The sequence below is a fragment of the Streptomyces sp. NBC_01089 genome (assembly GCF_045162975.1).
Lineage (GTDB): Bacteria > Actinomycetota > Actinomycetes > Streptomycetales > Streptomycetaceae > Streptomyces.
In genome coordinates this window covers 5,852,603-5,877,458 of record NZ_CP108660.1, presented here as the reverse complement: position 1 = coordinate 5,877,458, position 24,856 = coordinate 5,852,603, and the positions used below count along the sequence as shown (strand labels likewise).

Annotated in this window: 25 protein-coding genes and 1 pseudogene; 19 read left to right on the top strand and 7 right to left on the bottom strand. The window is 70.5% G+C overall.

Annotated features, from left to right (window positions below; genetic code table 11):
- Positions 1–527: 527 nt before the first annotated feature.
- Entirely contained in the window at positions 528–1,655 is a 1,128-nt protein-coding gene (gene dusB, locus OG510_RS26375; protein ID WP_406140037.1) for a tRNA dihydrouridine synthase DusB, read from the bottom strand.
- Between the two features lie 79 nt (positions 1,656–1,734).
- Between dusB and OG510_RS26370 the strand changes: the two genes are divergently transcribed.
- Complete coding sequence (locus OG510_RS26370) at positions 1,735–3,189, top strand: MFS transporter (protein ID WP_406140036.1); 1,455 nt, start codon at positions 1,735–1,737, stop codon at positions 3,187–3,189.
- On the opposite strand, the gene OG510_RS26365 is transcribed toward OG510_RS26370, so the two are convergent.
- Positions 3,162–4,016 (bottom strand): helix-turn-helix transcriptional regulator, encoded by an 855-nt coding sequence (locus OG510_RS26365; RefSeq protein ID WP_406140034.1) that lies wholly within the window; start codon positions 4,014–4,016, stop codon positions 3,162–3,164. The genes OG510_RS26370 and OG510_RS26365 overlap by 28 nt on opposite strands.
- 173 nt (positions 4,017–4,189) lie before the next feature.
- Between OG510_RS26365 and OG510_RS26360 the strand changes: the two genes are divergently transcribed.
- On the top strand, positions 4,190–5,638 hold the full coding sequence (locus OG510_RS26360) for an MFS transporter (protein ID WP_406140032.1): 1,449 nt from the start codon (positions 4,190–4,192) through the stop codon (positions 5,636–5,638).
- 170 nt (positions 5,639–5,808) lie between these two features.
- On the opposite strand, the gene OG510_RS26355 is transcribed toward OG510_RS26360, so the two are convergent.
- The gene (locus tag OG510_RS26355) at positions 5,809–6,006 is read right to left on the bottom strand and encodes a DUF6243 family protein (RefSeq protein ID WP_164258681.1); all 198 of its coding nucleotides are present in this window, start codon (positions 6,004–6,006) and stop codon (positions 5,809–5,811) included.
- A gap of 450 nt (positions 6,007–6,456) precedes the next feature.
- Between OG510_RS26355 and OG510_RS26350 the strand changes: the two genes are divergently transcribed.
- The 9 genes from OG510_RS26350 to OG510_RS26310 all read left to right on the top strand — a co-directional run bounded on the left by OG510_RS26350 (position 6,457) and on the right by OG510_RS26310 (position 16,725).
- Positions 6,457–7,887 (top strand): amino acid permease, encoded by a 1,431-nt coding sequence (locus OG510_RS26350; RefSeq protein ID WP_406142566.1) that lies wholly within the window; start codon positions 6,457–6,459, stop codon positions 7,885–7,887.
- 115 nt (positions 7,888–8,002) lie between these two features.
- A complete protein-coding gene (locus OG510_RS26345; protein WP_164258679.1) occupies positions 8,003–8,458 on the top strand; it encodes an Lrp/AsnC family transcriptional regulator in 456 nt (151 codons plus the stop codon).
- Between the two features lie 118 nt (positions 8,459–8,576).
- Positions 8,577–9,596, top strand: coding sequence for an aldo/keto reductase (locus tag OG510_RS26340; protein WP_406140029.1), 1,020 nt, complete (start codon positions 8,577–8,579; stop codon positions 9,594–9,596).
- 90 nt (positions 9,597–9,686) lie between these two features.
- The gene (locus OG510_RS26335; protein WP_406140027.1) at positions 9,687–10,280 is read left to right on the top strand and encodes a TetR/AcrR family transcriptional regulator; all 594 of its coding nucleotides are present in this window, start codon (positions 9,687–9,689) and stop codon (positions 10,278–10,280) included.
- A gap of 148 nt (positions 10,281–10,428) precedes the next feature.
- Complete coding sequence (locus OG510_RS26330) at positions 10,429–11,010, top strand: helix-turn-helix domain-containing protein (RefSeq protein ID WP_406140025.1); 582 nt, start codon at positions 10,429–10,431, stop codon at positions 11,008–11,010.
- A gap of 94 nt (positions 11,011–11,104) precedes the next feature.
- Positions 11,105–12,418, top strand: coding sequence for an MFS transporter (locus OG510_RS26325; RefSeq protein ID WP_406140023.1), 1,314 nt, complete (start codon positions 11,105–11,107; stop codon positions 12,416–12,418).
- A 317-nt stretch (positions 12,419–12,735) separates the two neighbouring features.
- Positions 12,736–13,530: an ABC transporter ATP-binding protein gene (locus OG510_RS26320; RefSeq protein ID WP_406142565.1), complete on the top strand. Its 795-nt coding sequence runs from the start codon at positions 12,736–12,738 to the stop codon at positions 13,528–13,530.
- A gap of 82 nt (positions 13,531–13,612) precedes the next feature.
- Positions 13,613–14,587 (top strand): ABC transporter substrate-binding protein, encoded by a 975-nt coding sequence (locus OG510_RS26315; RefSeq protein ID WP_406142563.1) that lies wholly within the window; start codon positions 13,613–13,615, stop codon positions 14,585–14,587.
- Positions 14,584–16,725 carry an iron ABC transporter permease gene (locus tag OG510_RS26310; RefSeq protein WP_406140022.1) on the top strand — a complete coding sequence of 714 codons (2,142 nt, stop codon included), beginning with the start codon at positions 14,584–14,586 and terminating at the stop codon, positions 16,723–16,725. Before OG510_RS26315 ends, OG510_RS26310 begins: the two co-directional genes overlap by 4 nt.
- Positions 16,726–16,827: 102 nt before the next feature.
- On the opposite strand, the gene OG510_RS26305 is transcribed toward OG510_RS26310, so the two are convergent.
- Positions 16,828–17,421, bottom strand: a complete 594-nt coding sequence (locus OG510_RS26305) for an MSMEG_1061 family FMN-dependent PPOX-type flavoprotein (protein ID WP_406140020.1) — start codon at positions 17,419–17,421, stop codon at positions 16,828–16,830.
- A 308-nt stretch (positions 17,422–17,729) separates the two neighbouring features.
- Here OG510_RS26305 and OG510_RS26300 point away from each other — a divergent pair, with 308 nt between their 5' ends.
- The 7 genes from OG510_RS26300 to OG510_RS26270 all read left to right on the top strand — a co-directional run bounded on the left by OG510_RS26300 (position 17,730) and on the right by OG510_RS26270 (position 21,537).
- Positions 17,730–17,936 carry a DUF397 domain-containing protein gene (locus tag OG510_RS26300; RefSeq protein ID WP_406140019.1) on the top strand — a complete coding sequence of 69 codons (207 nt, stop codon included), beginning with the start codon at positions 17,730–17,732 and terminating at the stop codon, positions 17,934–17,936.
- On the top strand, positions 17,923–18,498 hold the full coding sequence (locus OG510_RS26295; RefSeq protein WP_406140018.1) for a GNAT family N-acetyltransferase: 576 nt from the start codon (positions 17,923–17,925) through the stop codon (positions 18,496–18,498). The genes OG510_RS26300 and OG510_RS26295 overlap by 14 nt, the downstream gene beginning before the upstream one ends.
- Positions 18,499–18,552: 54 nt before the next feature.
- Complete coding sequence (locus OG510_RS26290) at positions 18,553–19,089, top strand: AAA family ATPase (protein WP_406140016.1); 537 nt, start codon at positions 18,553–18,555, stop codon at positions 19,087–19,089.
- Between the two features lie 56 nt (positions 19,090–19,145).
- Positions 19,146–19,433, top strand: coding sequence for a hypothetical protein (locus OG510_RS26285; protein ID WP_406140014.1), 288 nt, complete (start codon positions 19,146–19,148; stop codon positions 19,431–19,433).
- A 310-nt stretch (positions 19,434–19,743) separates the two neighbouring features.
- Complete coding sequence (locus OG510_RS26280; protein WP_406140013.1) at positions 19,744–20,172, top strand: VOC family protein; 429 nt, start codon at positions 19,744–19,746, stop codon at positions 20,170–20,172.
- A 293-nt stretch (positions 20,173–20,465) separates the two neighbouring features.
- Positions 20,466–21,245, top strand: a complete 780-nt coding sequence (locus OG510_RS26275; RefSeq protein ID WP_406140012.1) for a MerR family transcriptional regulator — start codon at positions 20,466–20,468, stop codon at positions 21,243–21,245.
- A gap of 52 nt (positions 21,246–21,297) precedes the next feature.
- Positions 21,298–21,537 carry a hypothetical protein gene (locus tag OG510_RS26270; RefSeq protein ID WP_406140010.1) on the top strand — a complete coding sequence of 80 codons (240 nt, stop codon included), beginning with the start codon at positions 21,298–21,300 and terminating at the stop codon, positions 21,535–21,537.
- 78 nt (positions 21,538–21,615) lie between these two features.
- Here OG510_RS26270 and OG510_RS26265 read toward each other — a convergent pair whose 3' ends face one another.
- Positions 21,616–22,704, bottom strand: coding sequence for an amidase (locus tag OG510_RS26265; protein WP_406142561.1), 1,089 nt, complete (start codon positions 22,702–22,704; stop codon positions 21,616–21,618).
- Between OG510_RS26265 and OG510_RS26260 the strand changes: the two are divergent.
- Positions 22,691–22,756: pseudogene (locus OG510_RS26260) on the top strand (hypothetical protein); the annotation flags it as partial. The gene OG510_RS26265 and the pseudogene OG510_RS26260 overlap by 14 nt on opposite strands.
- 213 nt (positions 22,757–22,969) lie before the next feature.
- On the opposite strand, the gene OG510_RS26255 reads toward OG510_RS26260, so the two are convergent.
- Both OG510_RS26255 and OG510_RS26250 read right to left on the bottom strand, forming a co-directional pair.
- The gene (locus OG510_RS26255) at positions 22,970–24,154 is read right to left on the bottom strand and encodes an NADH:flavin oxidoreductase (RefSeq protein WP_406140009.1); all 1,185 of its coding nucleotides are present in this window, start codon (positions 24,152–24,154) and stop codon (positions 22,970–22,972) included.
- Positions 24,155–24,159: 5 nt separating this feature from the next.
- Positions 24,160–24,777, bottom strand: a complete 618-nt coding sequence (locus tag OG510_RS26250; RefSeq protein ID WP_406140008.1) for a TetR/AcrR family transcriptional regulator — start codon at positions 24,775–24,777, stop codon at positions 24,160–24,162.
- Positions 24,778–24,856 lie beyond the last annotated feature (79 nt).

Here is a 24,856-nt window from a genome sequence, read left to right as displayed (position 1 = left end):
ACGGCGAGGAACATACCCAGATCGAAGGCTCCTGGGTACGTCCACCTGGTCGTCGTACGGCCGTAACCACTCGTCTGCCAGCAGATCGAAAGCGATCGCGAGAGGCGCCTTCAACAGCCCGTTGGTTCAACTCTTGAAGGCATCACAGCGGTACGTAGCCACTCGTGCGCAGTTTCGGCCACGCTTGGCGATATCGGGTTCACAGCGGGAACGATTGACGACTGGCACCCAGTGCCAGCCTTTGAGAAGTACACCCCAGGTTTAATCGCTCATCTGAGCAACACCGCGATCAGAGGTGGCGAGAATCACGCCACTCGCCCGGCCCTGAGGCCACTATGCGGACCCCTCTGAACCGTCAGGCGGACATGCCTCACCGGAAAGCGGTGCAGCGTGCACTCAGTGCCGCGCCCGCATCGGGGCACAGGCCACGGATTCGCGCTCTCCGCTGGGAAAAGACCTCCGCCCCTCGCCCGTGCTCTTATGAGCGGGGGGCGAGGGGCGGAGACTCAGGGGATGAGGAGGCGGCCTCAGCCGCCCGACGTGTCGAGTTCGGCCTCCGCGCTCACGCCCGAGCAGTCGTACGGATCCTTCAGCCAGCCGTCGGGGAGCACGACCCGGTTGTTGCCCGAGGTCCGCCCGCGCGGCCCGTCCGCGCCGTCCGGCCACGGCTGGTCCAGGTCCAGCTCGTTCAGCTGGCTGCCCAGCTCGTCCAGCGACGAGGTGACGGCGAGCCGCTTGCGCATCTCGGAGCCGACCGAGAACCCCTTCAGATACCAGGCCACATGCTTGCGGAAGTCGATCACGCCACGCTTCTCGTCGCCGATCCACTCCCCCAGCAGCGTCGCGTGCCGCAGCATGACCGCCGCGACCTCACGCAGCGCCGGCGCCTGCCGGACCGGTGTCCCCTCGAAGCCGCTCACCAGGTCGGCGAAGAGCCAGGGCCGGCCCAGGCAGCCGCGCCCCACGACCACGCCGTCGCAGCCGGTCTCGCGCATCATCCGCAGCGCGTCGTCCGCGCACCAGATGTCGCCGTTGCCGAGGACGGGGATCTCCGGGACGTGCTCCTTGAGCCGGGCGATGGCGTCCCAGTCGGCCGTCCCGCCGTAGTGCTGGGCCGCGGTCCTGCCGTGCAGTGCGACGGCCGTGACGCCCTCGTCCACCGCGATCCGGCCCGCGTCGAGATAGGTGAGGTGGTCGTCGTTGATGCCCTTGCGCATCTTGATGGTGACGGGGAGCGCGCCCGCGTTGGAGACCGCCTCGTGCAGGATCGCGCGCAGCAGCGGCCGCTTGAACGGGAGCGCCGAGCCGCCGCCCTTGCGGGTGACCTTGGGGACCGGGCAGCCGAAGTTCAGGTCGATGTGGTCGGCGAGGTCCTCGTCCACGATCATGCGGACGGCCTTGCCGACCGTGACCGGATCCACTCCGTACAGCTGGATCGAGCGCGGCGTCTCGGTCTTGTCGAAGTGGATCAGCTGCATGGTCTTGGCGTTGCGCTCCACCAGCGCCCGTGTCGTGATCATCTCGCTCACGAACAGGCCCTTCCCGCCGCTGAATTCACGGCAGAGAGTACGGAAGGGGGCGTTGGTGATACCCGCCATGGGGGCGAGCACGACGGGCGGCTGCACGGAGTGCGGGCCGATGGAGAGCGTGGTCATGGACCCATTGTCGCGTACGACGCGCCCTGTACCGCTTGCCGCGTACACCGAAGTCGTTAGTTAACCGTACTATTCATATATGCCCGAGCTCAACCATCGCCGGCGGATGCTGGTGCTCGCGATCTGCTGCATGAGCCTGCTGATCGTCAGCCTCGACAACACCGTCCTGAACGTCGCCCTCCCTTCGATGCAGAAGGAGCTGCACGCGTCGGTCTCCGGACTCCAGTGGACGATCGACGCCTACACCCTGGTCCTGGCCTCGCTGCTGATGCTCGCCGGGTCGACGGCCGACCGGATCGGCCGGCGCAGAGTCTTCATGGCGGGGCTGGTGATATTCACCCTCGGCTCCGCGCTCTGCTCCATCGCCCCGAATCTGGAGTCGCTGGTCGTCTTCCGGATGGTGCAGGCCATCGGCGGCTCGATGCTCAACCCGGTGGCGATGTCGATCATCACCAACACCTTCACCGAACCGCGCGAACGCGCCCGCGCCATCGGTGTCTGGGGCGGCGTCGTCGGGATCTCGATGGCGGCGGGGCCGATCGTCGGCGGTCTCCTGGTGGACTCGGTGGGCTGGCGCTCGATCTTCTGGATCAATCTGCCGGTGGGCCTGGCCGCGCTGCTGCTCACCTGGCGTTACGTACCGGAGTCGCGGGCCCCGAAGGGCCGCAGGCCGGACCCGGTCGGCCAGCTGCTCGTCATCGCGCTGCTGGGCTCGGTGACGTACGCGATCATCGAGGCGCCGTCGTCCGGGTGGACCTCACCGCTGATCCTGTCCTTCGCCGGGGTGGCCCTGCTGGCGCTCGCGGGACTGCTGCTGTACGAGCCCAGGCGCGCCGAACCACTGATCGACCTGCGCTTCTTCCGCAGCGCGCCGTTCAGCGGGGCCACCGTCATCGCGGTGTGCGGCTTCGCGGCGCTCGGCGGCTTCCTCTTCCTGAACACGCTCTATCTCCAGGACGTCCGCGGTCTGTCCGCGCTGCACGCCGGTCTGTACATGCTGCCGATGGCGGTGCTGACCTTCCTCTGCGCCCCGCTGTCGGGACGGCTGGTGGGCAACCGCGGGCCGCGGATCTCGCTGCTGGTCGCGGGTGTGGCGATGGCGCTGAGCGGTCTGGTCTTCGCGGTGCTCGACGCGGAGAAGCACACCGCGCTGCTCTTCACCGGCTATGTGCTGTTCGGTATCGGCTTCGGCATGGTGAACGCGCCGATCACCAACACCGCCGTCTCCGGGATGCCCCGCGCACAGGCCGGGGTCGCGGCGGCCGTCGCGTCGACCAGCCGGCAGATCGGCTCGACGCTGGGTGTCGCCGTGATCGGGGCCGTGCTGGCCTCGGGGGTGAGCGGCTCCACCCACACGGCGGGCTTCGCCGGAGCCAGCCGTACCGCCTGGTGGATCATCACGGGCTGCGGTCTGGCCGTACTCGTCTTCGGGCTGCTGACCAGCGGGAAGTGGGCACAGCGCTCGGCACGGCGTACCGCGGAGCGGCTCGACGCACCCGAGACGGCTCAGACGGTGGCGGACGCCAACGCGTAGAGCCGCTCAAGCCGTTCCCTGGACTCGTCGTTGGCCGGTACGTACGAGACCAGGCGGGGGCCGGCCGCCGGGCCGAGCCAGAGGTCGGTGTGGTCCACGAGCAGCGCCCCGACGTGCCGGTTGTGGAACCGCTTCGTCCGGCTGCCGGGGCCGACGATCTCGTGCCGTGCCCAGATCTCGCGGAACTCGGGCGAAGCCGCTTCCAGCCGCTTGAGCAGCGTCTTCCAGGCGGGCTCGGCGAGGTGCCCGGCCATCGACGCGCGGAACTTGGCGGCCATCACCCGGCACATGGCGTCGAGGTCGACGACCGACGACCGCCAGTCCTCGTTCGTGTAGGAGAGCAGCATGCAGTTGCGGTCCTCGGGGGCGACGGCGTCGAGGTCGCAGAGCAGCCGCCCGTACGTCCTGTTGTACGCGAGGATGTCGTAGCGGCTGTTCTGGATGCAGGCGGGGAACGGGTCGAGCTGCTCGATCAGCGACGAGAGCGCCGGGGTGATGGAGGGGCAGATCGCGCCGGGCGACGGGTCGACCGCACCGGCCAGCGAGAAGAGATGCGCGCGCTCGTGCAGATCGAGCAGGAGTGTACGGGCGATGGCGTCGAGCACCTGCGGGGAGACCGTGATGTCGCGGGCCTGCTCCAGCCACGTGTACCAGGTGACGCCCACCGCGGAGAGCTGGGCGACCTCCTCGCGGCGCAGCCCCGGCGTCCGGCGTCTGGCCCCGCGCGGCAGCCCCGCCTGCTCGGGTGTGATGCGCTCGCGGCGACTGCGCAGGAAGTCGGCCAGTTCGTGTCGGCGTACGTCGGTCTCCGGCGCCACTGTGGTCATGGTCCCAGGGTGCCGTACCGGGCAGCCCATTGCCAGGTACTCCTGGTACCAGGATAAGGAGACTCTGGTACCAGGCTGAGCGGTGGAGGATTCTCGACTCCGTGAGCAATTCCGTGAGCAATTCCGTGAGTAACTCCGTGAGCGATACGACAGGTACGAAAGTCACGACGGCCATGACGGCTACGACGGTACGGACTCCGTCCGCCCTCCCCGGTACGGTCCACCGGCACGACCACCCCACCCCGGTGCTCGGCACGCTGGGGCTGTTCACGGTGCTGCTGGGGGCCGCCCTGCCGCTGATCGACTTCTTCATCGTCAACGTCGCCCTGCCCACCATCGACCACGACCTGGCCGCGGGCCCCGCGATGCTGGAGCTGGTCGTCGCGGGGTACGGCGTCGCCTACGCGGTGCTGCTCGTACTCGGCGGGCGGCTCGGGGACATGGCCGGGCGGCGCAGGCTCTTCCTGCTCGGCATGGCCGCTTTCGGCCTCACCTCGCTGGCCTGCGGTCTCTCGCCCGACGCCTGGACGCTGGTCGGCGCGCGGGTGGCGCAGGGCGCTTCGTCGGCGCTGATGCTCCCGCAGGTGCTCGCCACCATCCAGGCCACCACGGCGGGGCCGCGGCGGGCGAAGGCGATGGGGCTCTACGGGGCGACGGCCGGGCTCTCCATGGTCGCCGGGCAGATACTCGGCGGGGTCCTGGTCGCGGCCGATGTGGCGGGCACCGGCTGGCGGTCGATCTTCCTGGTCAATGTGCCGGTGGCGCTGCTGGGTCTGGTGCTTGCGGTCCGCTCCGTACCGGAGACCCGGTCGGAGAAGCCCGCTCCGGTCGACATACCCGGCACCCTGCTGCTCGCCCTCTCGCTGGTGACGCTCCTCGCGCCGCTGACCGAGGGGCGGGCCGCCGGGTGGCCGCTGTGGACCTGGGTCTCGCTGGCGGTCTTCCCCTTCGCCGCGGCGGCCTTCTACCTCACGGAGCGGGCGGCCGACCGCAGGGGCGAGGTGCCGCTGGTGCCGCCGAGCCTGCTGCGGCTCGAATCGCTGCGGCGCGGGCTCACGCTTGTGGTGCCGTTCTCGATCGGTTTCGGCGGATTCATGTTCGTCATCGCGGTCGCTCTCCAGCAGGGGCTGCGGATGGGCCCGGTGACGGCGGGGCTCGCGCTCGTACCGATGGCTGCGGCGTTCTTCACCGCGTCCCTGGCCGGGCCCCGGCTGGTCGGCCGGTACGCGAGCCGGGTCGTGACGGCGGGCGGGGTGATCCAGGCCGTGGGTGTCGCGGTGCTCGCGGCGACCGTGTGGTGGGGCTGGTCCGGACTGGGCATCGCGGCCCTCGCGCCCGGTACCGCGCTGGCCGGGTTCGGCCAGGGGCTCCAGCTGCCGGTGCTGTTCCGGATCGTGCTCTCCGACGTACCGGCGGAGCGGGCCGGGGTCGGCGGCGGCGTGATGACGACGACGCAGCAGGCGTCGCTCGCGCTGGGGGTGGCCACACTGGGCACGCTCTTCCTGTCGCTGACCACGTCCCTGGGGATGCGGGAGGCGCTGGCGGTGACCCTGCTGCTGCAGCTGGCCGCGGTCGCCGTGACGGCGCTGCTCAGCCTGCGGCTGCCTCGCACGGTGCGGTAGGCGGGTCCCCGGGGGGCGACATGGCGGTGGGCCCGGAACCGTCTCGTGAGGGAGACGGCTCCGGGCCCACCGTGCTGCGTGCGATGCGCGCGGCTTGCGCGCGGTTGCTGTGCCGGACTGCGCTCTTGCTCTGCCGGGTCGCGCTCTTGCTCTGGTCCGTCCGTCGGGTGTCAGCCCTCGGCGTCGGGGGTTCCGGCGGCTTCGGTCCCCGCCGCCCGCTCACGCATCTTCTGCAGCAGCTCCTGCTTCTGGTCCGCTGCCGACCTGCGGTCCTCGGCGCCTGCGGCGGCCGAACTCTGCGCTCCGGAGCGGGGCATCTTCTTGCGCTGCCCGCCCACGCCAAGAAGGTTGTTGCGACTCTTTGCCATGCCGGTCAGAGTACCGGGCGCGCCGCTGGAGGTGCAGCGGGTTTTCGGGGCGCGCCGGGCTCCGGCCGACGCGTATGCGACACGGCGGCGAGGCGTGGCCGACGCGTACACGATCAACCGTTCCCCGTGGATGCGCGCAATGAATCGCCGCAGATGGACAAGGAACCTGCATTACGGGCCACTACGCGCGCCTCGTAGTGTTCTGCCCTGTACGTGGAGCGGTGGAGACCCCAGGCTCGGCGGTCCCCTCCTGCTGTGCGCCGGGACGCGCACCCGCGGAACGGTGCCGTCCGCGCGGGTCCCCGCCACCGGAACAGGCAGCGATGAAGGAGCCTCACCGTGGCACGACCTGACGCAGCGCCGAACACCCGGGACCGGACAAGCCCGGGCGGCGGTCCCGGGTCCGGCGGTGGCGGGGGCGGTCGCAAGGGCAGTGACGGGGGTGTCGGCATCGGTCCCGGTATCGGCGCCCGGCTGATGCGCCGCAAGCCCGTCGAGCGGCTGATCGCCGAGGGCGGGCAGGGCGAGGGCGGCCGGCTCAGGCGTTCGCTGGGCCTGTGGCAGCTGACCATGATCAGCATCGGGGCCACGCTGGGCACCGGCATTTTCGTGGTGCTCGGCGAGGCGGTCCCCAAGGCCGGGCCCGCCGTCGTCATCTCCTTCGTGATCGCCGGGCTCACCGCCCTCTTCTCCGCCCTGTCGTACGCGGAACTGGCGGGCACCATTCCGGTCGCCGGCTCCTCGTACTCGTACACCTACGCCACGATGGGCGAATTCATCGCCTGGATCTGCGGCTGGTGCCTGATGCTGGAGTACGGCGTGTCCGTGGCGGCGGTGGCCGTCGGCTGGGGCCAGTACCTCAACGAGTTCCTGGACGGCACGATCGGGGTCACGATCCCCACCGCGCTGTCCGCGCCGCCCGGCGACGGCGGCATCGTCAACATCCCCGCGCTGCTCGTCGTCCTGCTGGCGATGGCCTTCCTGCTGGGCGGGGCCAAGGAGAGCGCCCGCGCCAACACGATCATGGTGGTCGTCAAGATCGCCTCGCTGATCCTGTTCTGCGCGGTGGCGGCCTCGGGCATCAAGGCGGGCAACTACAAGCCGTTCATGCCGCTCGGGATGACCGGCGTGAGCGCGGCGGGCGCCAGCCTCTTCTTCTCGTACATCGGCTTCGACGCGGCCTCCACCGCCGGCGAGGAGGCCAGCAACCCCAAGCGCGACATGCCGCGCGCGATCATGCTGTCGCTGCTGATCGTCACCGCCCTCTACTGCCTGGTGGCCCTGATCGCCGTCGGCGCGATGCCGTGGCAGGACTTCCACAACGCGGACGCCGCCCTCGCCCAGATCATGCGGGACGTCACCGGCCAGAGCTTCTGGGCCGTACTGCTCGCAGCCGGGGCGGTCATCGCCATCGCCAGTGTGGTGCTGACGGTGCTCTACGGGCAGACCCGCATCCTGTTCTCGATGGCCCGCGACGGGCTGGTGCCCAAGGTGTTCGCCAAGGTCGGCCCGCGGACCGGCGCCCCGGTCGCCAACACGCTGATCGTCTCGCTGTTCTGCGGAGTCCTCGCGGCGGTCGTCCCGCTGGGCGAGCTGGCCAACGCCACCAGCATCGGCACGCTCTTCGCGTTCGCCCTGGTCAATGTGGCGGTCATCGTGCTCCGCCGGACCCGGCCGGACATGCCGCGGAACTTCCGGGTGGCGTTCTCGCCGGTGACTCCTGCCATCGGCTTCGCACTGTGTCTGTGGATGATGACCAGCCTCGGCCCGCAGACATGGGTGTGGTTCGGTATCTGGATGGCCGCCGGGCTCGTGCTGTACTTCGGCTACGGCATGCGCCGCTCCCAGCTCGCCCGCGAAGCCTCGCCCGCGGAGAAGTGACCGCGGGGGAAGCGACCGCGGCGAACTGACCGCGAAGCGACCGCCAGAGAAGTGACCGCCCGCCAAGCGACCGCCCGAGAAGTGACCGCCCGAGAAGAAGTGTGATCCACCCGCCTTGCGACTGAACGATCTCGACGAACGCATCGTCCACGCCCTCGCCGAGGACGCCCGCCGCTCCTACGCCGATATCGGCACCCGGGTCGGCCTGTCCGCGCCCGCCGTCAAACGCAGAGTCGACCGGCTCCTCGCATCCGGCGCCATCACCGGCTTCACGGTGCGGGTGGATCCCGCCGCGCTGGGCTGGGAGACCGAGGCGTTCGTCGAGATCCACTGCCGCCACAACACCTCACCCGACGACATCCGCCGCGGCATGGCGCGGTATCCGGAGGTGGCGTCCGCGTCGACCGTCACCGGCGACGCGGACGCGGTCATCCAGATCTACGCCGAGGACGTACGCCATTTCGAGCGGGTGCTGGAGCGCATCGCGGGCGAGCCGTTCGTCGAACGCACCAAGTCCGTCCTCGTACTGTCGCCGCTGGTACGCCGGTTCAGCTCGGGCTCACCCACCTAGGCCGCACCGCCGGGACGAGAGACGCAACGAATGACAGATGTTGAAATCTGTCATTCGTCATGCCATAGTCGCCGTACACCGACTTCCGTCAGCCTCCGTTTCCGGCGAAGGAGCCCTCATGGCCGCCACTCCCGTCCCCACCCGCACCCTGGGCACCACAGGACCGCTGACCTCCACCCTCGGCCTCGGCTGCATGGGGATGTCGCCGGTGTACGGGACCCCCGACCGCGCCGAGTCGATCGCGACCATCCACGCGGCCCTCGACGCCGGGGTCACCCTGCTCGACACCGGCGACTTCTACGGCATGGGCCACAACGAGCTGCTGATCGGCGAAGCCCTGCGCACCGCTCCCGCCGCCCGCCGCGAACAGGCCCTCACCAGCGTCAAGTTCGGCGCGCTGCGGACCCCCGAGGGAGCCTTCACCGGCTACGACGGCCGCCCGGACGCGGTCAGGAACTTCGCCGCGTACTCACTCCAGCGGCTCGGCGTCGACCACATCGACATCTACCGGATCGCCCGCGTCGACCCGGACGTACCGATCGAGGAGACCGTCGGCGCCATCGCCGAACTGATCGAAGCGGGCCATGTGCGGTATGTGGGCCTCTCCGAAGTGGGCGCCGAGACCATCCGCAGGGCCGCCGCCACCGCACCGGTCACGGACCTCCAGATCGAGTACTCGCTGATCTCCCGGGGCATCGAGTCGAAGATCCTGCCCACCACCCGCGAGCTGGGCATCGGTATCACCGCGTACGGGGTGCTCTCCCGCGGTCTGCTCGGCGGACACTTCACCCGGGACCAGGAGCTGGGCCCCGGCGACTTCCGGAGCATGAGCCCCCGCTTCCAGGGCGACAACCTCCGGCACAACCTCGAACTGACCGACGCGCTGCGGAAGGTCGCCGCCCAGAAGGGCGCCACCGTCGCACAGACCGCGATCGCCTGGGTGTCGGCGCAGGGCGACGACATCGTCCCGCTGATCGGCGCCCGCACCCGCGACCGGCTGACCGAGGCCGTCGGCTCCCTCGATGTCACGCTGGACGCCGCCGACATCGCGGCCATCGAGGAGGCCGTCCCGGCAGGATCCGCAGCGGGCGAGCGCTACGCGGCCGCCCAGATGGCCCACCTGGACAGCGAGCGCTGACTCCCCGGTACCGTCGGGGGCGCTCCACCCTCCCGCAAGGCAGCGCGTCCTCCGAAAGGCAGCGCGGCACCGAAAGGCAGCGCAGACGCGATGACGCCCGAAGCCCTGACACCCGAGCGCATTCTTGAGGCGACCGAGGACGTACTGCGCCGGTACGGGCCGGCCAAGGCCACGGTGGTCGACGTGGCACGGGTGCTCGGGGTGAGCCACGGCAGCGTCTACCGCCACTTCCGCACCAAGGCGGCGCTGCGCGAGGCCGTCACCCAGCGCTGGCTGGACCGGTCGGAGACCGAGCTGGCCCGGTTCGCCGACGACCGGGCCGGCTCCGCGACCGCCCGTCTCGATGACTGGCTCGCCGCCCTCTTCTCGGCGAAGCGTCACAAGGCGGGCGGCGACCCCGAGCTGTTCGCGACCTTCGACGTGCTGGCCGAGGAGAACAGCGGAGTCGTCGACAGCCATATCGAGGCACTGACCGCACAGCTCGCCCGGATCATCGAGGACGGCTGCGACCAGGGCGAATTCACCCCGCCCACAACCGACTTCACGACGACGGCCCGCGCGGTGTTCCAAGCCACGGGCCGCTTCCACGACCCGGCGTACGCGACGGAGTGGAGCCGCCCCGGCATCGAGGACGACTTCGCCGCCGTACGAAACCTGCTGCTGAGCGGACTCAGGACCCGCTGAGCGAAACCCGCCGGGCCATCAGCGGCGGGACCATCGAGGGGCTCGCCGAGGGGGCCCGCCGACTTGGGCGGGGCGGGAGGGCCGGTGGTGGTTCCGGCGGCCCCCGGCGCCCGGCAGGGCCGCGCGCCGGTCCGGTTACGCTGCCGGTATGGCCAGCCACAAGCCCGTACGGACCATCGACGCCCGAAGTCTGCGCGCCCTCGCGCACCCGCTGCGGGTGCGCATCATGGAGTCGCTGCGCCGCGACGGACCCGCGACGTCCACCACGCTGGCCGGGGAGTTCGGCGAGAGCACCGGCACCGTGAGCTGGCATCTGCGGCAGCTCGCCGAGCACCGGTTCATCGAGGAGGACGTGGAGCGGGGCACCAAGCGGGAGCGCTGGTGGCGGGCGGTGGAGGACCGGCAGGTGCTGCACACCGCGCAGTTGAGCAAGGAGGACCCCTCGGCGCGGGTCGCCGTGGACGCGTACGTCCAGGAGCTCATCCAGCTCTACTTCCAGCGGGCGTCCGCGTATGCCGCGCAGCAGTGGCCCGCCGAGTGGGAGAGCGCGGGCACCATCGCCAACTGGGACGATCTGCGGCTGACTCCCGCGCGGCTGCGGGAGCTGAACGACGAGCTGATGGCCGTGATCGACAAGTACTACCCGGCGGAGGGCGAGGCGGACGCGCCGGGATCACTGCCGGTCAGCGTGCAGATCCAGTCCTTCGCCCGCCACGAGGGCAGGAGTTGAGGCCGTAAGCGAGGCCGTAAGCGTTTCTTCGCATTGCAGAGAACTCTCTGCAAACCCCTTTGCAGAGAGTTCTCTGCAAGCTATCTTCATACGCATGCCGACTTCGGGTACGCCAGCGCGCTCCACCCCTCGCAGCCTCCTGCTGCGCAACCGCGACTTCCGCCTCCTCTGGACGGGCTCGACCACCGGGAAGTACGGAGCGTCGGTCACCTCCGTCGCCCTGCCTCTGCTCGCGGTCACCCTGCTGCACGCCTCCACCCTCCAGGTGGGCCTGCTCACCGCCGCGAGCTGGCTGCCCTGGCTGCTCATCGGACTGCCCGCGGGTGCCTGGGTGGACCGGCTGCCGCGCCGCCCGGTGATGCTCACCGCCGACGCCGCCGCACTGCTGCTCTTCGCCGGGATACCGGTCGCCGCCTGGCTGGGGCTGCTCTCGATCGGCTATCTGCTGGTCACAGCGGTACTGGCCGGCACGGCGTCCGTCTTCTTCCAGACCGCGTACACCGCGCTGCTCCCGCACCTCGTCGCCCCCGAGGACCAGGCCGAGGGCAACTCCAAGCTGCACGGCAGCGAGTCGGCGGCCCAGCTCGCCGGAAACGGTTCGGGCGGCTTCCTGGTACAGGCGCTCGGCGCGGCCAACGGTCTGTTCGTGAACGCGGCGACGTTCGCGGTGTCCTTCCTCTGCGTCCTGCGCATCACCCACCGCGAGCAGCGCGGCCCGGTGACGGCGCGTTCGCGCGGAGCGCTCGGCCGGGAGATCCGTACGGGCCTGCGGCTGACCTTCGGCGACCCGTATCTGCGCGCCATGGCCGTCGCGGGCGGCGCGTCCAATCTGGCGCTGATGGCGTATCAGTCGATCCTCGTGGTCTTCCTGGTCCGCGAGGTCCATCTCTCGTCGGGGGTCATCGGCGCGCTGATGACCGGAGGCGGCATCGGCGGCATCATCGGCGCCTTCGCGGCCCGTCGGGTGGCCGCCCGGATCGGCAGCGCCCGCGCCCTGATCTTCTTCCAGCTGGCGGTGCCCTCGCTCGCGCTCCTGATCCCCCTGACCACGGCCGGGTTCGGCCTGGTGCTCTTCGTGATCGGCTACACCTCGGTGTCCTTCGGGGTGATCGCGGGAAACATCCTCGCCTCGACCTTCCGCCAGCAGTACTGCCCCAAGGAGATGCTCGGCCGGATCTCCGCATCGGCCGCGTTCCTCAACTACGGCACCATCCCGCTCGGAGCGGTCATCGGCGGCGCGCTCGGCGAGGGGCTCGGGACGCGTACCGCCCTGTGGATCACCATCGCCGGGATCCCGCTCGCCGCTTCGCTCCTCTGGTTCTCTCCGATCCGCCGCTCCCGCGATCTGCCGACCGCACCGCCCACCACCACCCCGGCGCCCCGGCCGAACGCGGAGCCCGCGCTCTGAGCCGCGCTCCGAGCCCGGTCGGCCGGGGGCGCGGCGGCACCTGGCGGGAGGCCGAGGCGGCCTTCCCGCCGGGTGCGTTTCCGGCCATCGCCTCGAAGCGGGGGCTGACTATCGACCATCACTTAGGTTAGGCTAACCTTCACCGGGTGATCGCGACTGCACCCGACCGAGAAGACGCCCAACGGCCTCGCCGCGCCACGGCAGATGGCCCCGGCGCCTCCGCCGAAAACGCTGAGAACGCTGAGAACGCCGAGGGCGACGAGCGCATCGAGCGCGCCGAAGGCACCCGCACTCCGTCCGGCCTCGCCGCCACCGGCATCACGGTCGCCTACGACGGCGCCGATGTCGTACACGGAGCGGACCTCCGCCTGCCGCGCGGCCGGGTCACCGCGCTCATCGGCCCGAACGGCAGTGGAAAGTCGACCCTGTTGAGGGCCGTCGCCCGCCTGCACCGGGCCCGCGCCGGCCAGGTGACCCTGGGCAACGACAGCGAGACCGGCATCGACGCGCTCGCCCTCTCCCGTACGGACTTCGCCCGGCGCATCACGCTGCTCGCCCAGAGCCGTACCACCCCGGCCGGTCTCAGCGTCCGCGAAGTGGTCGGCTTCGGGCGGCATCCGTACCGCAGCCGGCTACGGGGAAGCGACCCGGACGGCGCGCGGCTCGTCGAACACGCCCTGGCCGTCACCAACACCACCGAACTGGCCGACCGGGGCGTCGAGAGCCTCTCCGGAGGACAGCTCCAACGCGTCTGGTTCGCCTGCTGCCTGGCGCAGGACACCGAAGTACTGCTCCTCGACGAACCGACCACCTATCTCGACCTGCGCTACCAGGTGGAGATCCTCGACCTCGTCCGGGAACTCGCCGACACGCACGGCGTGACCATCGGCGTCGTCCTGCACGACCTGGACCAGGCAGCCGCCGTGGCGGACCAGGTCGTCCTGCTCTCCTCGGGCCGCGTCGCCGCGGCCGGGACCCCGGCCCAGGTGTACGACGCCGAGTTGCTCACCGACACCTACGGCATCCGTATCGAGGTCGAACCCGACCCCGCCACCGGTATCCCCCGCACCCGCGCGGTGGGAAGACACCACCTTCGCCCCGAAAGGCCCTGACCCCCTCATGACGACCAAGCCCACAACGGCCGAGCCCCTGGCGACTGAACCCCTGGCGACCGAGCCCCTGGCGGCCAAGCCCATGACAACCAAGCGCTGGGCATGGCCCCTGCTCGTCGGGGCCGCCGCGATCTCCCTCGTCGGCTGCGGCACATCCGAGGCGCCCAAGAAGGAGTCCGCGTCCGCCGCCAAACTGACGCTCACCGACTCACGCGGTAAAAAGGTGACGCTCGACGGACCGGCCAAGCGCGTCGTCGGCACCGAATGGGACGTCGTCGAATCACTCGTCTCGCTGGGTGTCGCCCCGGTCGGCGCCGCCGATGTGAAGGGATACAAGGCGTACGACACCGCCGCGCCGCTGCCCAGCGGCGTCAAAGACATAGGCACCCGCGGCGAGCCCAGCGTGGACACCGTCGCCGCCCTCAAGCCCGACCTGATCGTCGCGACGAACGACCTGTCGGACTCGGCCATCAAGCAGCTCTCCAAGGTGGCACCCCTCATCGTGGTACGGGCGGCGGACGCGAGCCGCCAGATCGACCAGTTGACCGACAACGTCAACCTCATCGCCAAGGCCACCGGGACCGAGGACAGGGCCAGGACAGAACTCGCCGCCTTCCGTGGCAAGATCGCCGCAGGCCGCAAGGAACTCGCCGCCGCCGGGCTCAAGGGCGAGAAGGTCGCCTTCGCCGACGGGTGGAAGGAAGGCAGCCAGGTCTCGGTGCGCCCCTATGTGAAGGGCTCGCTGCTCACCGACATCAACACCGAACTCGGCCTGGTCAGCCCGTGGACCATGAAGGGCGACAAGGGCTACGGCCTGGCGGCGACGGACGTGGAGGGTCTCACCAGGATCGGCGCCGCCCAGTTCCTCTACATCACCAACACCACTGACGGCGCTGACCCGTTCGCGGACGGGCTCAAGGACAACGCGGTGTGGAAGTCGCTGCCCTTCGTCAAGAAGGGCGATGTCCACCGCCTCCCGGACGGCATCTGGATGTTCGGCGGTACGGCGTCGATGACGCAGTACGTCGACGCCGTCGTGCACGCGCTGACCAAGTGAACGTGACCACTCGCCCGGCGGAGACCGTACCTACGCCGTCGAGCGCCCCGGTGCCGGAGCCGTCAACCCCCGGGGCCGGCCGACGGCCCGCGCACCGGGGCACTCTCGTCCTTCTCGCACTCGGGGCGCTCCTCGTGCTGCTCGCCCTGGCGGTCGTGCACATCGGTCAGGGCACGGCGGCCGTCGGGCCCGACGCCCTCTGGCGCGCCGTCACCACCCTGTGGACCGGCCACGACAGTACGGGCCGGGCGGACGCCGTGCTGGTGGCCTCCCGGCTGCCGCGGCTCGCCGCAGGGCTGGTCGTCGGCTGCACCCTGGGGGCCGCCGGAGCCGTACTGCAGTCCGTGTCGCGCAACGTCCTGGCCTCGCCCGACACGCTCGCCGTGAACGCGGGCGCGTATCTGGCGGTCGTCGCCGTCGCCGCGTTCGGCGTCGCCCTGCCCGCCTTCCCCGCCGGCGGGACGGCGCTGGTCGGCGGGCTGCTCGCGGCGGCCATCGTGCTGGGCCTCGCCCGGACAGGGACCGGCTCCACCCGGCTCGTCCTGGCGGGCTCGGCCCTCACGCTCGGGTTCAGCGGTCTGAGCCAGATGCTGCTCCTGCTGCGCACCCAGCAGACCAGCGGCCTCTACGCGTGGGGCAACGGCTCGCTCGCGCAGATCGGTATGCAGACCATCGGCCCGCTCGCCCCGGTCGCACTCGTGGCGCTGCTCGGGCTGATCGCGCTCGGCAGACGGCTCGACATCCTGGGGCTCGGTGACGACGAGGCCCAAGTGGTCGGCGTCAACCCCCGCCTGACCAGGACCGTCGCGGTCGTCCTCGCCGTGGTCCTCTCCGCCGTCTCGGTCACCGTCGCCGGGCCCATCGGCTTCGTCGGGCTGTGCGCGCCCGCGATCGTACGGCTCATCGGTGCCCGCGTACCGGCGCTCCTGCGCCACCGGGTGTTCATCCCCGCGTCGGCGCTGGCGGGCGTACTCGTGGTGCTCGGCGCTGACGTCCTGCTGCGCGCCCTCTTCGGGGCCCAGGCGGGCACGGCCGTACCGACCGGCATCGTGACCAGCTTCTTCGGCGCCGTGGTGCTCGTCTTCCTGGCGTACCGGTCCCGGGACGGCGGCGGCTCCACCCGTCCCGACGCGGCCTTCGCCCGGCTGCGCGGCCGCCGCGCCTTCGTCCTGACCCTCGCGGTGACGGCCGTCGCTCTCGTCGCCGCGGTCGTCGCGGCGACCCTCATCGGCGACACCACCCTGCTGCTCGGCGACGTGGGGAACTGGCTCACCGGCCGGTCCGGACGGCTCGTCACATTCGTGCTCGACACCCGGGTGCCGCGGATCGCCGCGGCGCTGCTCGCCGGGGCCGCGCTCGCCACGGCGGGCACGGTGGTGCAGGCGGTCTCGCGCAATCCGCTCGCCGAACCGGGCATCCTCGGCGTGGTCGGCGGGGCCGGGGTGGGCGCCGTCATCACACTGACGGCCGTGCCGCTCGCGAGCTTCTGGCTGATCAGCGGATCCGCGCTGGCCGGGGCTGCGGCCGCCACCGCGCTGGTCTTCGGCCTCGCGGCCCGGCACGGCCTGGAGCAGAACCGGCTGGTGCTGATCGGTATCGGGGTGTCCGCGGGGGCGGCGGCGCTGGTCAGCCTGCTGATCGTGCTGACCGATCCGAACAACGGGACCAAGGCGCTCGTGTGGCTCTCCGGCTCGACGTACGGGCGTACGTTCCCCGAGGTCCTTCCGGTGCTCGGCGCTCTCGTCGTCTGCCTGCCGGTCCTCGCCGTGCTGCGGCGCGACCTCGACATCATCGGCCTGGACGGCGACACCCCGCGCCTGCTCGGTATCCGGCTCGGCAGCACGCGCCTGGCGCTGCTCGGGGTGTCCGTGGTGCTCACCGCGGCGGCGGTGGCCGCGGTCGGTGTCATCGGTTTCGTCGGACTCGTGGCCCCGCACGCGGCACGCGCCCTGGTGGGCCAGCGGCACGCCCGGGTGCTTCCGGTGGCCGCGCTGATGGGCGCCCTGCTGGTGGTGGTCGCGGACACGGTCGGCCGTACGGTGATCGCGCCCGCGCAGATCCCCGTGGGGGTCGTCACCGCGGTGATCGGCGCCCCGTACTTCGGGTGGCTGCTGTGGCGGGCGAGGGGTGAGGGGTAGCGGGGGGGGTGAACGGGGGCAAGGCGGCGAGGGGGTAGTGGTGCGGGGGGCGCGGGGGTAGAGGTGCGCGGGGGGAGAGTGCGTCAGGCAGAGGGGCGGGCGTCAGTCGGAGGCAGTCCCGGTGGCGCGCTCCCAGGTCTCCGGCGACCAGACGCCCGAGCGGCGGAGCGATGCCGGGCAGTGCCGGAAGATCTCCTCGATCTCGACCACCAGCGCCAGTTCGGGCCGCCGCCCCTTCACGGTCATCGCGTCGAAGAACGGTGCGTCCCTGAGGAGTTGGGCGCGGCCGTTGACGCGCAGGACGTCCATCACGCCGGGTATCAGATAGAGCAGGCCCACATGCGGGTTGGACAGGACGTTGTGGAAGCTGTCGCCGCGACGGTTGCCCGGCCGGTCGGGCAGGGCGAGGGTGCGGTCGTCGAGTACGTGGGTGAAACCGGCGGCGTCACCGCGGGGGGAGACATCGCAGTTCCCCGCCGCGTCGCAGGTGGAGAGGGCGCAGAGGGGCGAACGCGCCAGCAGGTCCAGGTCTTCCGCAGTGAGCCGGCCGTGCACCTTGTCGATGACGATGGGGTGGGGCACACCGAGGATGCCGCGCAGCTCATCGCCCGACCGCACGGGCACGGCTCCGGCGAGCGAATCCAGGGCGGTGGGGCCGGCGGCCGATGAGGCGGGCGGGGAGGCGACGTACGACAAGGGGTGCTCCGTACCGTGAGAGGGCTGCCACAGCGGGACGCTGACCAGCCATTGTTAGGGTCACCTTACTTCCCTTCGGCCCACGCGCACGGCCCGGGACCGAAGGGAAGCGGGCCGGGCCACTGATGCGCTCGGCGAAGACATCTCCCTGAAGACGGATGCCACATTCACCCGGACAGGGCAGCCCGCCCGCTCCGGTACCGGGAACCGGGACTTCGACGCTCTTCGTTCCGCTGCTCCGGCTCCGGAGCAGACCATAGGATTCACGCGGAAGAGGCTGAACAGCATCCCCGAGGAAGCCAACTGCCATGACCGACAAGCGAATCGCGACCCCCTTCAGAACGTCCTCGCTCTCCTCGTCCACGGACAGGCAAGAGTGCGGGAAGGTGGCCGGGACGCGCGACGGCGGCCGGGCCGTCCGGGACAGCGAGCGCCCCGCGTACGGCGCGACGTACCGCTCCCCCACCGCCGGGGCCGCCTTCCGCACGGCGATGAAGGCCGATGACAGCCGCTGAACTCGACCGCCACCGCGGTGCGTCCCCCTCCACCGGGGACCTTGTGACAGCGCGGCTCGTACTGCATCCGCTGACCGTCGCCGAAGCCGAACGACTGGTGACGGGCCGACCGGGCGACGGCGACCGGTGGGTGCCCGGATACCCCACGGCAGGGGACATCTCCGCGGCCCGGCGGTTCCTCGCGGCCCGCGCGGCGGAGGGCGGGGCCGCGCACCCGGGCGCGTACGAGATCCGGCGGCGCGACGACGCATACGCGATCGGGGGTGTGGATTTCCACGGCCCGCCCGACGAAGAGGGCAGCCTCACCATCGGGTACGGCCTGATGCCGACCGCACAGGGCAAGGGGTACGCGTCCGAGGCGGTCCGGGCGTTGCTCAACTCCGCCCTCACAAGGGGCTTCACCCGGGTGAAGGGGGACGCCGACCACGAGAACGCCGCGTCCCACCGCGTGATGACTGCCGCCGGCATGACGCTGATCGGGCAGGACGAGCGCGTCAAGTACTACGAGATCGCGTGGCCCGGAATCGCAGCCCGACAGACGACGACTGAACCGCCCCCTTAGGACGGGAGTCGAATGAAGTGGCTGGGTCCGGGAGGCCGTGTCTACACTCGCGGCATGTCATTGGTGTGGGTGACAGGTACCTCAGGGACCGGTAAGTCGACGGTCTCCGAGAAGCTGCGAGCCCTTGGCTACGCCGCGTTCGACGCCGATGAGGGCTTCAGTTGCTGGATCGACCGAGCCACGGGCGAGGTCGTGACGGATCCACCCTGTCCAGTTCCGGAGGGCTGGCTCGATCGATACGGGTGGGCGATCATCCGCGAGCGGGTTGAGGCCCTCGTTGAGGATTCTCGTTGCCGAGTCGCGTTCCTGTGCGGGTCGGCGGAGAACGAGGCGGATGTTCGTGATCTTTTCGACCTCATCATCTGCCTCGTGATCGACGAGGACACCCTCCGCTACCGACTCGCCACCCGTACTACCAATACTTTCGGTCGACATCCCGAAGAGCTGGCAGCAGCCCTGAAGTGGAATCCTCGGATGCGGGCGATCTACGAGCGTCGCGGTGCGACGATCACCGATGCCTCCAAGCCCGTGGCCGAGGTGGTGGAGCACGTGATCGACGCGGCTCAGTACCTGGCAGCGTCGACCGGATAGGCCGGATCGCCTGCACGCGGTCCGCCGTGGTCCATCAGATGTCAAGGAGCGGACCCGTGATCATTGATGCCCACCGGCCATGTCCATATCCCGCTATCCCGCTGGACAGCCACCCTGCCGACCTGGACGCCGCAGGGGTGGATCGTTCGGTGCTCTTCGGTACCCGCCCGTACCCGGAGCGAGCTGACGATCTTGCCTCCCTGCACCGTGAGATGAGCGTCCTCGGCAAAGCGCCGGCGGGCGGTGAGAGCAGCGTCGTCGACTACCGCACCGCCTGGGAGGAGTTGGACGAGGCTGTGGCAGCGCACCGGGATCGCCGTCGAACGGGTTACCACTCCCGGTGAGGTACGTGACCAAGTGCTCGGAGGGACCTGGGCCGGCTCCTGGGCATCACATGAGCCAGTGCTCTTGAAACAGCGGCTTGATCCTCAGTCAGGCATGGCCGGAGGAACGCTGTTGCCCCCGTCTGTGATGGTTACTAAGGTCGGTCGGGTGACTGCCGGGTCGGCCATGGGCCACACACGAGTGAGTTTCCCGGCCTCGGCGTGAGCACAAGGCGGGCAAGAGTCCCACCCCCTTTCTCCGCGTCTCAGCTACCGGTGCCCGCATGCGGCGCCCATTCCAGCGGATTCCAAGACCGGAGACACCCCACTGATGTCCTACGACCAGCAGTACCCGCATGAATCCGAGCTGCCAGCGACTGGCGTCCAGCTGAACCACACGGCCGTCTACGCGAGCGACCGGCACCTGTCCGCCGAATTCCTCGCCGCAGTCCTGTGCTTGAAGGTCGGCGCCCCGTTTGGCCCCTTCCTCCCCGTTGACCTGGGCAACGGCGTGACGCTCGACTACTACGAGAAGAGGGACGAGCCGATCCAGTCGCAGCACTATGCCTTCCTCATCCCTGACGAGCAGTTCGACGCCGTCATCACCCGTCTGGAAGCGGTCGGGGTCACCTACTACGCCGACCCCAGTCACACCGAACCCGGCCAGATCAACCGTCTGTTCGGAGGTCGCGGCGCCTACTTCGACGACCCGGACGGCCACAACATGGAGGTCATGACTCGGCCTTATGTCCGCCCTTAGGCGCGACAGCTCTGTGATCAAGGGGGCCTCGAACGTATTCGCGTCACACCACTGCCCACCTTTCTGCAGGGGCCGGGCCACGCCTGGCCCCTATGTGGCTGGTGTGATCAACCGTCGACAGCGGCGCACCGCGGGGAGGTGGCTGACCTCCCCCGCTGCCGCGACGTCTCTTGCCGACCGCGAGCTCCTGGGCGCTACCAGGGTGACCTGGAGTGAGGACCTTTTTGAGAAGGACCGGCGGCCGCCGCCATGACACTTGATCCTCACGCGACGTGAGGATGCATCGTTGCCCTATGACTGCTTCTTCATCCTGGACAGTGGGCCCGCTCGCCGAGGCCAGCGGGCTCACCGTGCGCACGCTGCACCACTGGGACGACGTCGGTCTGCTCCGTCCCTCCCGGCGGACTGCGGGCGGGCACCGGGAGTACACCGAGGACGACCTCGTCCGTCTCTATCAAGTGCTGGCGCTGCGCAGCCTGGGGCTCAGTCTGGAGACCATCGCGGTCTGTCTTGACGCCGGTGCCGGTGCCGGTATCGACCCGAATCGGTTGGTCCGGGACCACTTGGCGGGTGTCGAGGCTTCCATCGCCGCACTCGACACCCTGCGGCAGCGGCTCCTGCGGCTGTCCGGCGAGCTGGCGGCCGACCAGGAACCGACCGCCGCGACGCTCCTCGACGCGTTGCGGGCGATCGGCGGGACCGGCCCGGAGAGCGAGCACGCCCTCCGTCGGCACCTGGACGCCGGCCAGATCCAGGCACTGGGAACGCGGGCCGCGGCCCTGGGACCCGCCGTGCATTACCTGCTGGAGATCGAATGGCCGGAGCTGTACCGCAGGGCCGACCGGCTCCGTACAGCCGGAACTCCTCCCACCGATCAGAAAGTCCGGCGGCTGGCCGCTCGCATGGACGAGCTGAGCGCGTTGTTCACCGGAGGCGACAGCGGTATCGCCGCCGGTGTACGGGCTGCCTGGCAGGACGACCCGGCCGCGATGTCCGGAGAGTCATCCGCTGTGGCCGGCGAATGGCGGGAGCTGGCCGACTACCTGGACCTGGCCCGCGACAGCCCGGCCTGACCGAGCGAAGCAGCCTCACCACGTAAGCATCACGTGCCGAAGGAGTCCGGTCATGAACGGTCGAACCCGTCTACGCATCGCCCTGGCCTCAACCTTTCCCACCCTCCTGCTCGCTCCGCTCTGCTGTCTCCTGGCCGCCCTCGGCACTGTGCCGTGGAGCCTGCTCCTCGCCCTGCCGGCCGCCCTCGTGGTGCACGCCGCGATCAGCTTCGTCCGGCTGCGCCCGAGGCTGTCGGCCGCTGGTTCCGGCACTGATCCGGGCCGCTGTTCCGGCCCTGAGTCCGGCCCCTGAGTCCGGCCCCTGACTCCGGTCCCCGAATCCGGCCCCTGAGTCCGGCCGCTCCAACACCGCGCAGAAGTGCCTCCGTACTCAGCTGACAGGCAGCCGCCGACCGGCCCAGGGACGTGCGACCTCGAGGGCGCGGGACACCTGGAGCAGGAGGTCTTCCCGCCAGGGTGCGGCGACGATCTGGACGCCGACCGGCGGGCCGGTGCCCCGGTCGTGGTGGATGGGCAGGGAGATCGCCGGTTGGCCCGTCACGTTGAACACCGACGTGAACACCCCCATCGGGTAGCTGTTCACCAGTGCCATCAGGGGATCGTCTTCGGCGCCTGCCCGCCAGGCGCCCGCGTGCGGCGGGAGGCATGCCATCGTGGGCGTGACCAGGAGGTCGAAGCCCGCGAGGAAAGCTTCGACGATGCGCCGCGACAGCTGCTGGGTGTGCTGCACCGCTTCTGCGTAGGACCACGAGTCGATCGATCGTGCTGCTGCACGCAGGGCACGGTTGTGGGGCTCGATACGGTCGGGGTCCGCGAACTCGTTCCCGCTGCCGCCGATGTTCCACAGGGTGGTGAACGCCGACACCAACTCGTCGGCCGGGGGAAGCGGAAGCCGTGTGTCGACGAGATGGTGACCGGCCGATTCGAGGGTCCGAAGCGTGACGGCGACGGCTTCAGCACACGCCGGATGCACGCCCGTCCCCTCGATCGGAGAGTCGGTGAGCGCCCCGATGCGCAGTCCGGCCGACAACTCCGTCTCCAACGCGGCGGTGAAGGAGCTGCTCGGGGTCGGGGGTGACCACCACGCGGCCGGATCGTGGCGTGCCAGCACATCGAGGGCGGCCGCGGTGTCCGCCACCGTGCGGGTGAGCATGCCGCTGGTGCCGAGCCCTTCTACCGCGACGGTCCCGTTGGTGACCAGGCCGCGGGTGGGTTTGAGCCCCACGAGGCCGTTGCACGACGCGGGGATGCGGATCGACCCGCCACCGTCCTCGGCATGGGCGAGGGGCGCCATCCCGGCGGCGACGGCAGCGCCCGCTCCGCCCGACGAACCGCCCGGTGTGCGATCCGGGTCCCACGGGCTGCGCGAGATACCCAGGGCGTCGCTCTCGGCCTGCTGTCCGGCCGTGACCGCCCTGCCCTTCGACGACGGCTCCTTCGACGTCGTGACGAGTGCGATGGCGATGGCGATGGCGATCCACAACATCCCGTCGCCCGAAGGGCGATACCGCGCGGTGGACGAGGCCATACGGGTGCTGCGCCCCGGTGGGCAGCTGATCGTCGCCGACTTCCGGCCCATGGTCAGGAAGCAGGAAGCAGGAAGTACGCCGAGCACATCGGCCAGGGCACGCTGCGCGGACTCGGCCCCGAGTACTGGTACGGCGGCCCGTGGCTCCGCACCACACTGCTGCATGCCGTCAAGGGGCGCTGAACACCGCGGACGGTCAGGGCACCAACGGGCAGTGCGTGCCCGTGTAGATGGTGGGCATGCAGAGGTTGCAGTGGGTGCACTGCGACGTGGTGTCGCGGGCGGCCGTGATCCGGGCGATCAGGTCAGGTTCGCGCAGCAGGGCCCTGGCCATGGCGACGAACTGGAAGCCCTCGGCCATGGCCCGGTCCATCGTCTCCCGGTGCGTGATGCCGCCGAGCAGGATCAGCGGCAGGTCGAGGGCGGCGCGGAAGCGCTGGGCCGACTCCAGCAGGTACGCCTCCCGGTACGGGTAGGCGCGCAGGACCTGTTTGCCGGCCAGGCGGATGCCCAGCCGCTGCGGCTGCGGGAACTGCGCCGCGAACTCCTTGACCGGGGCGTCGCCGCGGAAGAGGTACATCGGGTTCAGCAGCGAGCTGCCCGCCGTGAGCTGGAGCGCGTCGACAGAGCCGTCGTCCTGGAGGCGGCGGGCGACCTGAATGCTCTCCTCGATACCGAAGCCGCCGCGGACGCCGTCCTCCATGTTGAGCTTGGCGGTGATCGCGATCCGGTCGCCGACCTCGTCGCGTACGGCCCGTGCGATGCCCCGGGCCACCCTGGCCCGGTGGTCGAGGCTGCCGCCGTATTCGTCCTTGCGCCGGTTGATCTTGGGGCTGAGGAAGGAACTGGCCAGGTAGTTGTGGCCGAAATGGATCTCCACGGCGTCGAAGCCGGACTCGACGGCGATGCGCGCGGCTTCGGCGTGGGCCCGGGTCACACGGTCAATGTCGTGTGGGGTCGCGGGCCTGGTCATCCGCATGCTGAGCGGATTGAACAGGCGGCCCGGCGCCAGCGCGGGCAGCCCGGTGGACTTGGCGTCGGCGACCGGTCCGGCGTGGCCGATCTGCGCGGAGACGGCCGCGCCTTCGGCGTGGACCGCATCGGTCAGCCTCCGCAGTCCCGGTATCGCTTCCGGCCGCATCCAGATCTGGCCACGCTCCGTACGCCCCTCAGGCGCGACGGCGCAGTAGGCGACCGTCGTCATGCCGACGCCACCGGCGGCCGGCCGACGGTGGTACTCGATCAACTCGTCGGTGACCAGGGCGTCGGGGGTGCAGCCCTCGAAGGTGGCCGCCTTGATGATCCGGTTGCGCAAGGTGAGGGGGCCGAGCTCGGCCGGGGCGAGGACGTCCGGCGTCCGGTGGGGAAGGGGGTTGGTCATGGGGATCACCCTTCGTGAGGTTCGGGGCCGGCTGACGGGGCGTCCAGGCCGGCGGTGATGAACGCGATCACCGTGGTGACCGGCGGGGGCTGTGCCGCGCCGAGGTCGGCGACGTTCGCTGCGGGCTCTCCGTACAGCTGCAGCAGTAGATCGAAGGCGAGGCGCCAGCGGTCGGCGACCTGTTGGGCCGGCAGGTCCGGCCGGGCTGCGGAGAGCAGATCGCGATAGGGCTGGTGCCGGAACCACGGGTCGTCGAAGGGCAGGTCGCGGTCGCGGAGCACCGTGCGGGCCAGCAGGTGGAGCAGCATGCGCCCTTCGGGGCGGGCGGCCAGTTCGGCCAGCGGGCGGACGACCACGTCGACGAGTTCGGCAGCGCCGGGGGTCCAGCCGGCGTCCCTGCGCCGCGTCAGGACGGCGAGACGGTCGGCCCACAGCGGACCGAGACGGCTCTGCAACAGGGCCACGACCAGGTCCTCCTTGGAGCCGAAGTGGTAGTGCACGGCGGCGGGATTCATGCCTGCGGCGGCGTTGACCGCGCGCATCGAAACCAGCTCGTAGCCCCGTTCGAGGAAGAGCCGTTCGGCTTCGTCCAGCAGTCGCGCCCGTGTTGCGTCAGTGGCCATGGCACGGCATGACAACACAGCTCACGGCAATTTTCAATCAGTGATTGAAAATTGGCCGCCGTTGTCCTTCCCCGGCCCC

Excerpts from the sequence above, each read along its gene's own strand:
- OG510_RS26335 (WP_406140027.1), top strand. The coding sequence starts at position 9,687 with ATGACGCCCGAAGCCCTGACACCCGAGCGCATTCTTGAGGCGACCGAG.
- OG510_RS26255 (WP_406140009.1), bottom strand. The coding sequence starts at position 24,154 with ATGACCAACCCCCTTCCCCACCGGACGCCGGACGTCCTCGCCCCGGCC.
- OG510_RS26280 (WP_406140013.1), top strand. The coding sequence starts at position 19,744 with ATGTCCTACGACCAGCAGTACCCGCATGAATCCGAGCTGCCAGCGACT.
- OG510_RS26340 (WP_406140029.1), top strand. The coding sequence starts at position 8,577 with ATGGCCGCCACTCCCGTCCCCACCCGCACCCTGGGCACCACAGGACCG.
- OG510_RS26250 (WP_406140008.1), bottom strand. The coding sequence starts at position 24,777 with ATGGCCACTGACGCAACACGGGCGCGACTGCTGGACGAAGCCGAACGG.
- OG510_RS26290 (WP_406140016.1), top strand. The coding sequence starts at position 18,553 with ATGTCATTGGTGTGGGTGACAGGTACCTCAGGGACCGGTAAGTCGACG.
- OG510_RS26370 (WP_406140036.1), top strand. The coding sequence starts at position 1,735 with ATGCCCGAGCTCAACCATCGCCGGCGGATGCTGGTGCTCGCGATCTGC.
- dusB (WP_406140037.1), bottom strand. The coding sequence starts at position 1,655 with ATGACCACGCTCTCCATCGGCCCGCACTCCGTGCAGCCGCCCGTCGTG.
- OG510_RS26360 (WP_406140032.1), top strand. The coding sequence starts at position 4,190 with ATGACGGCTACGACGGTACGGACTCCGTCCGCCCTCCCCGGTACGGTC.
- OG510_RS26300 (WP_406140019.1), top strand. The coding sequence starts at position 17,730 with ATGACCGACAAGCGAATCGCGACCCCCTTCAGAACGTCCTCGCTCTCC.
- OG510_RS26325 (WP_406140023.1), top strand. The coding sequence starts at position 11,105 with ATGCCGACTTCGGGTACGCCAGCGCGCTCCACCCCTCGCAGCCTCCTG.
- OG510_RS26315 (WP_406142563.1), top strand. The coding sequence starts at position 13,613 with ATGACAACCAAGCGCTGGGCATGGCCCCTGCTCGTCGGGGCCGCCGCG.
- OG510_RS26365 (WP_406140034.1), bottom strand. The coding sequence starts at position 4,016 with ATGACCACAGTGGCGCCGGAGACCGACGTACGCCGACACGAACTGGCC.
- OG510_RS26330 (WP_406140025.1), top strand. The coding sequence starts at position 10,429 with ATGGCCAGCCACAAGCCCGTACGGACCATCGACGCCCGAAGTCTGCGC.
- OG510_RS26295 (WP_406140018.1), top strand. The coding sequence starts at position 17,923 with ATGACAGCCGCTGAACTCGACCGCCACCGCGGTGCGTCCCCCTCCACC.
- OG510_RS26270 (WP_406140010.1), top strand. The coding sequence starts at position 21,298 with ATGAACGGTCGAACCCGTCTACGCATCGCCCTGGCCTCAACCTTTCCC.
- OG510_RS26355 (WP_164258681.1), bottom strand. The coding sequence starts at position 6,006 with ATGGCAAAGAGTCGCAACAACCTTCTTGGCGTGGGCGGGCAGCGCAAG.
- OG510_RS26275 (WP_406140012.1), top strand. The coding sequence starts at position 20,466 with ATGACTGCTTCTTCATCCTGGACAGTGGGCCCGCTCGCCGAGGCCAGC.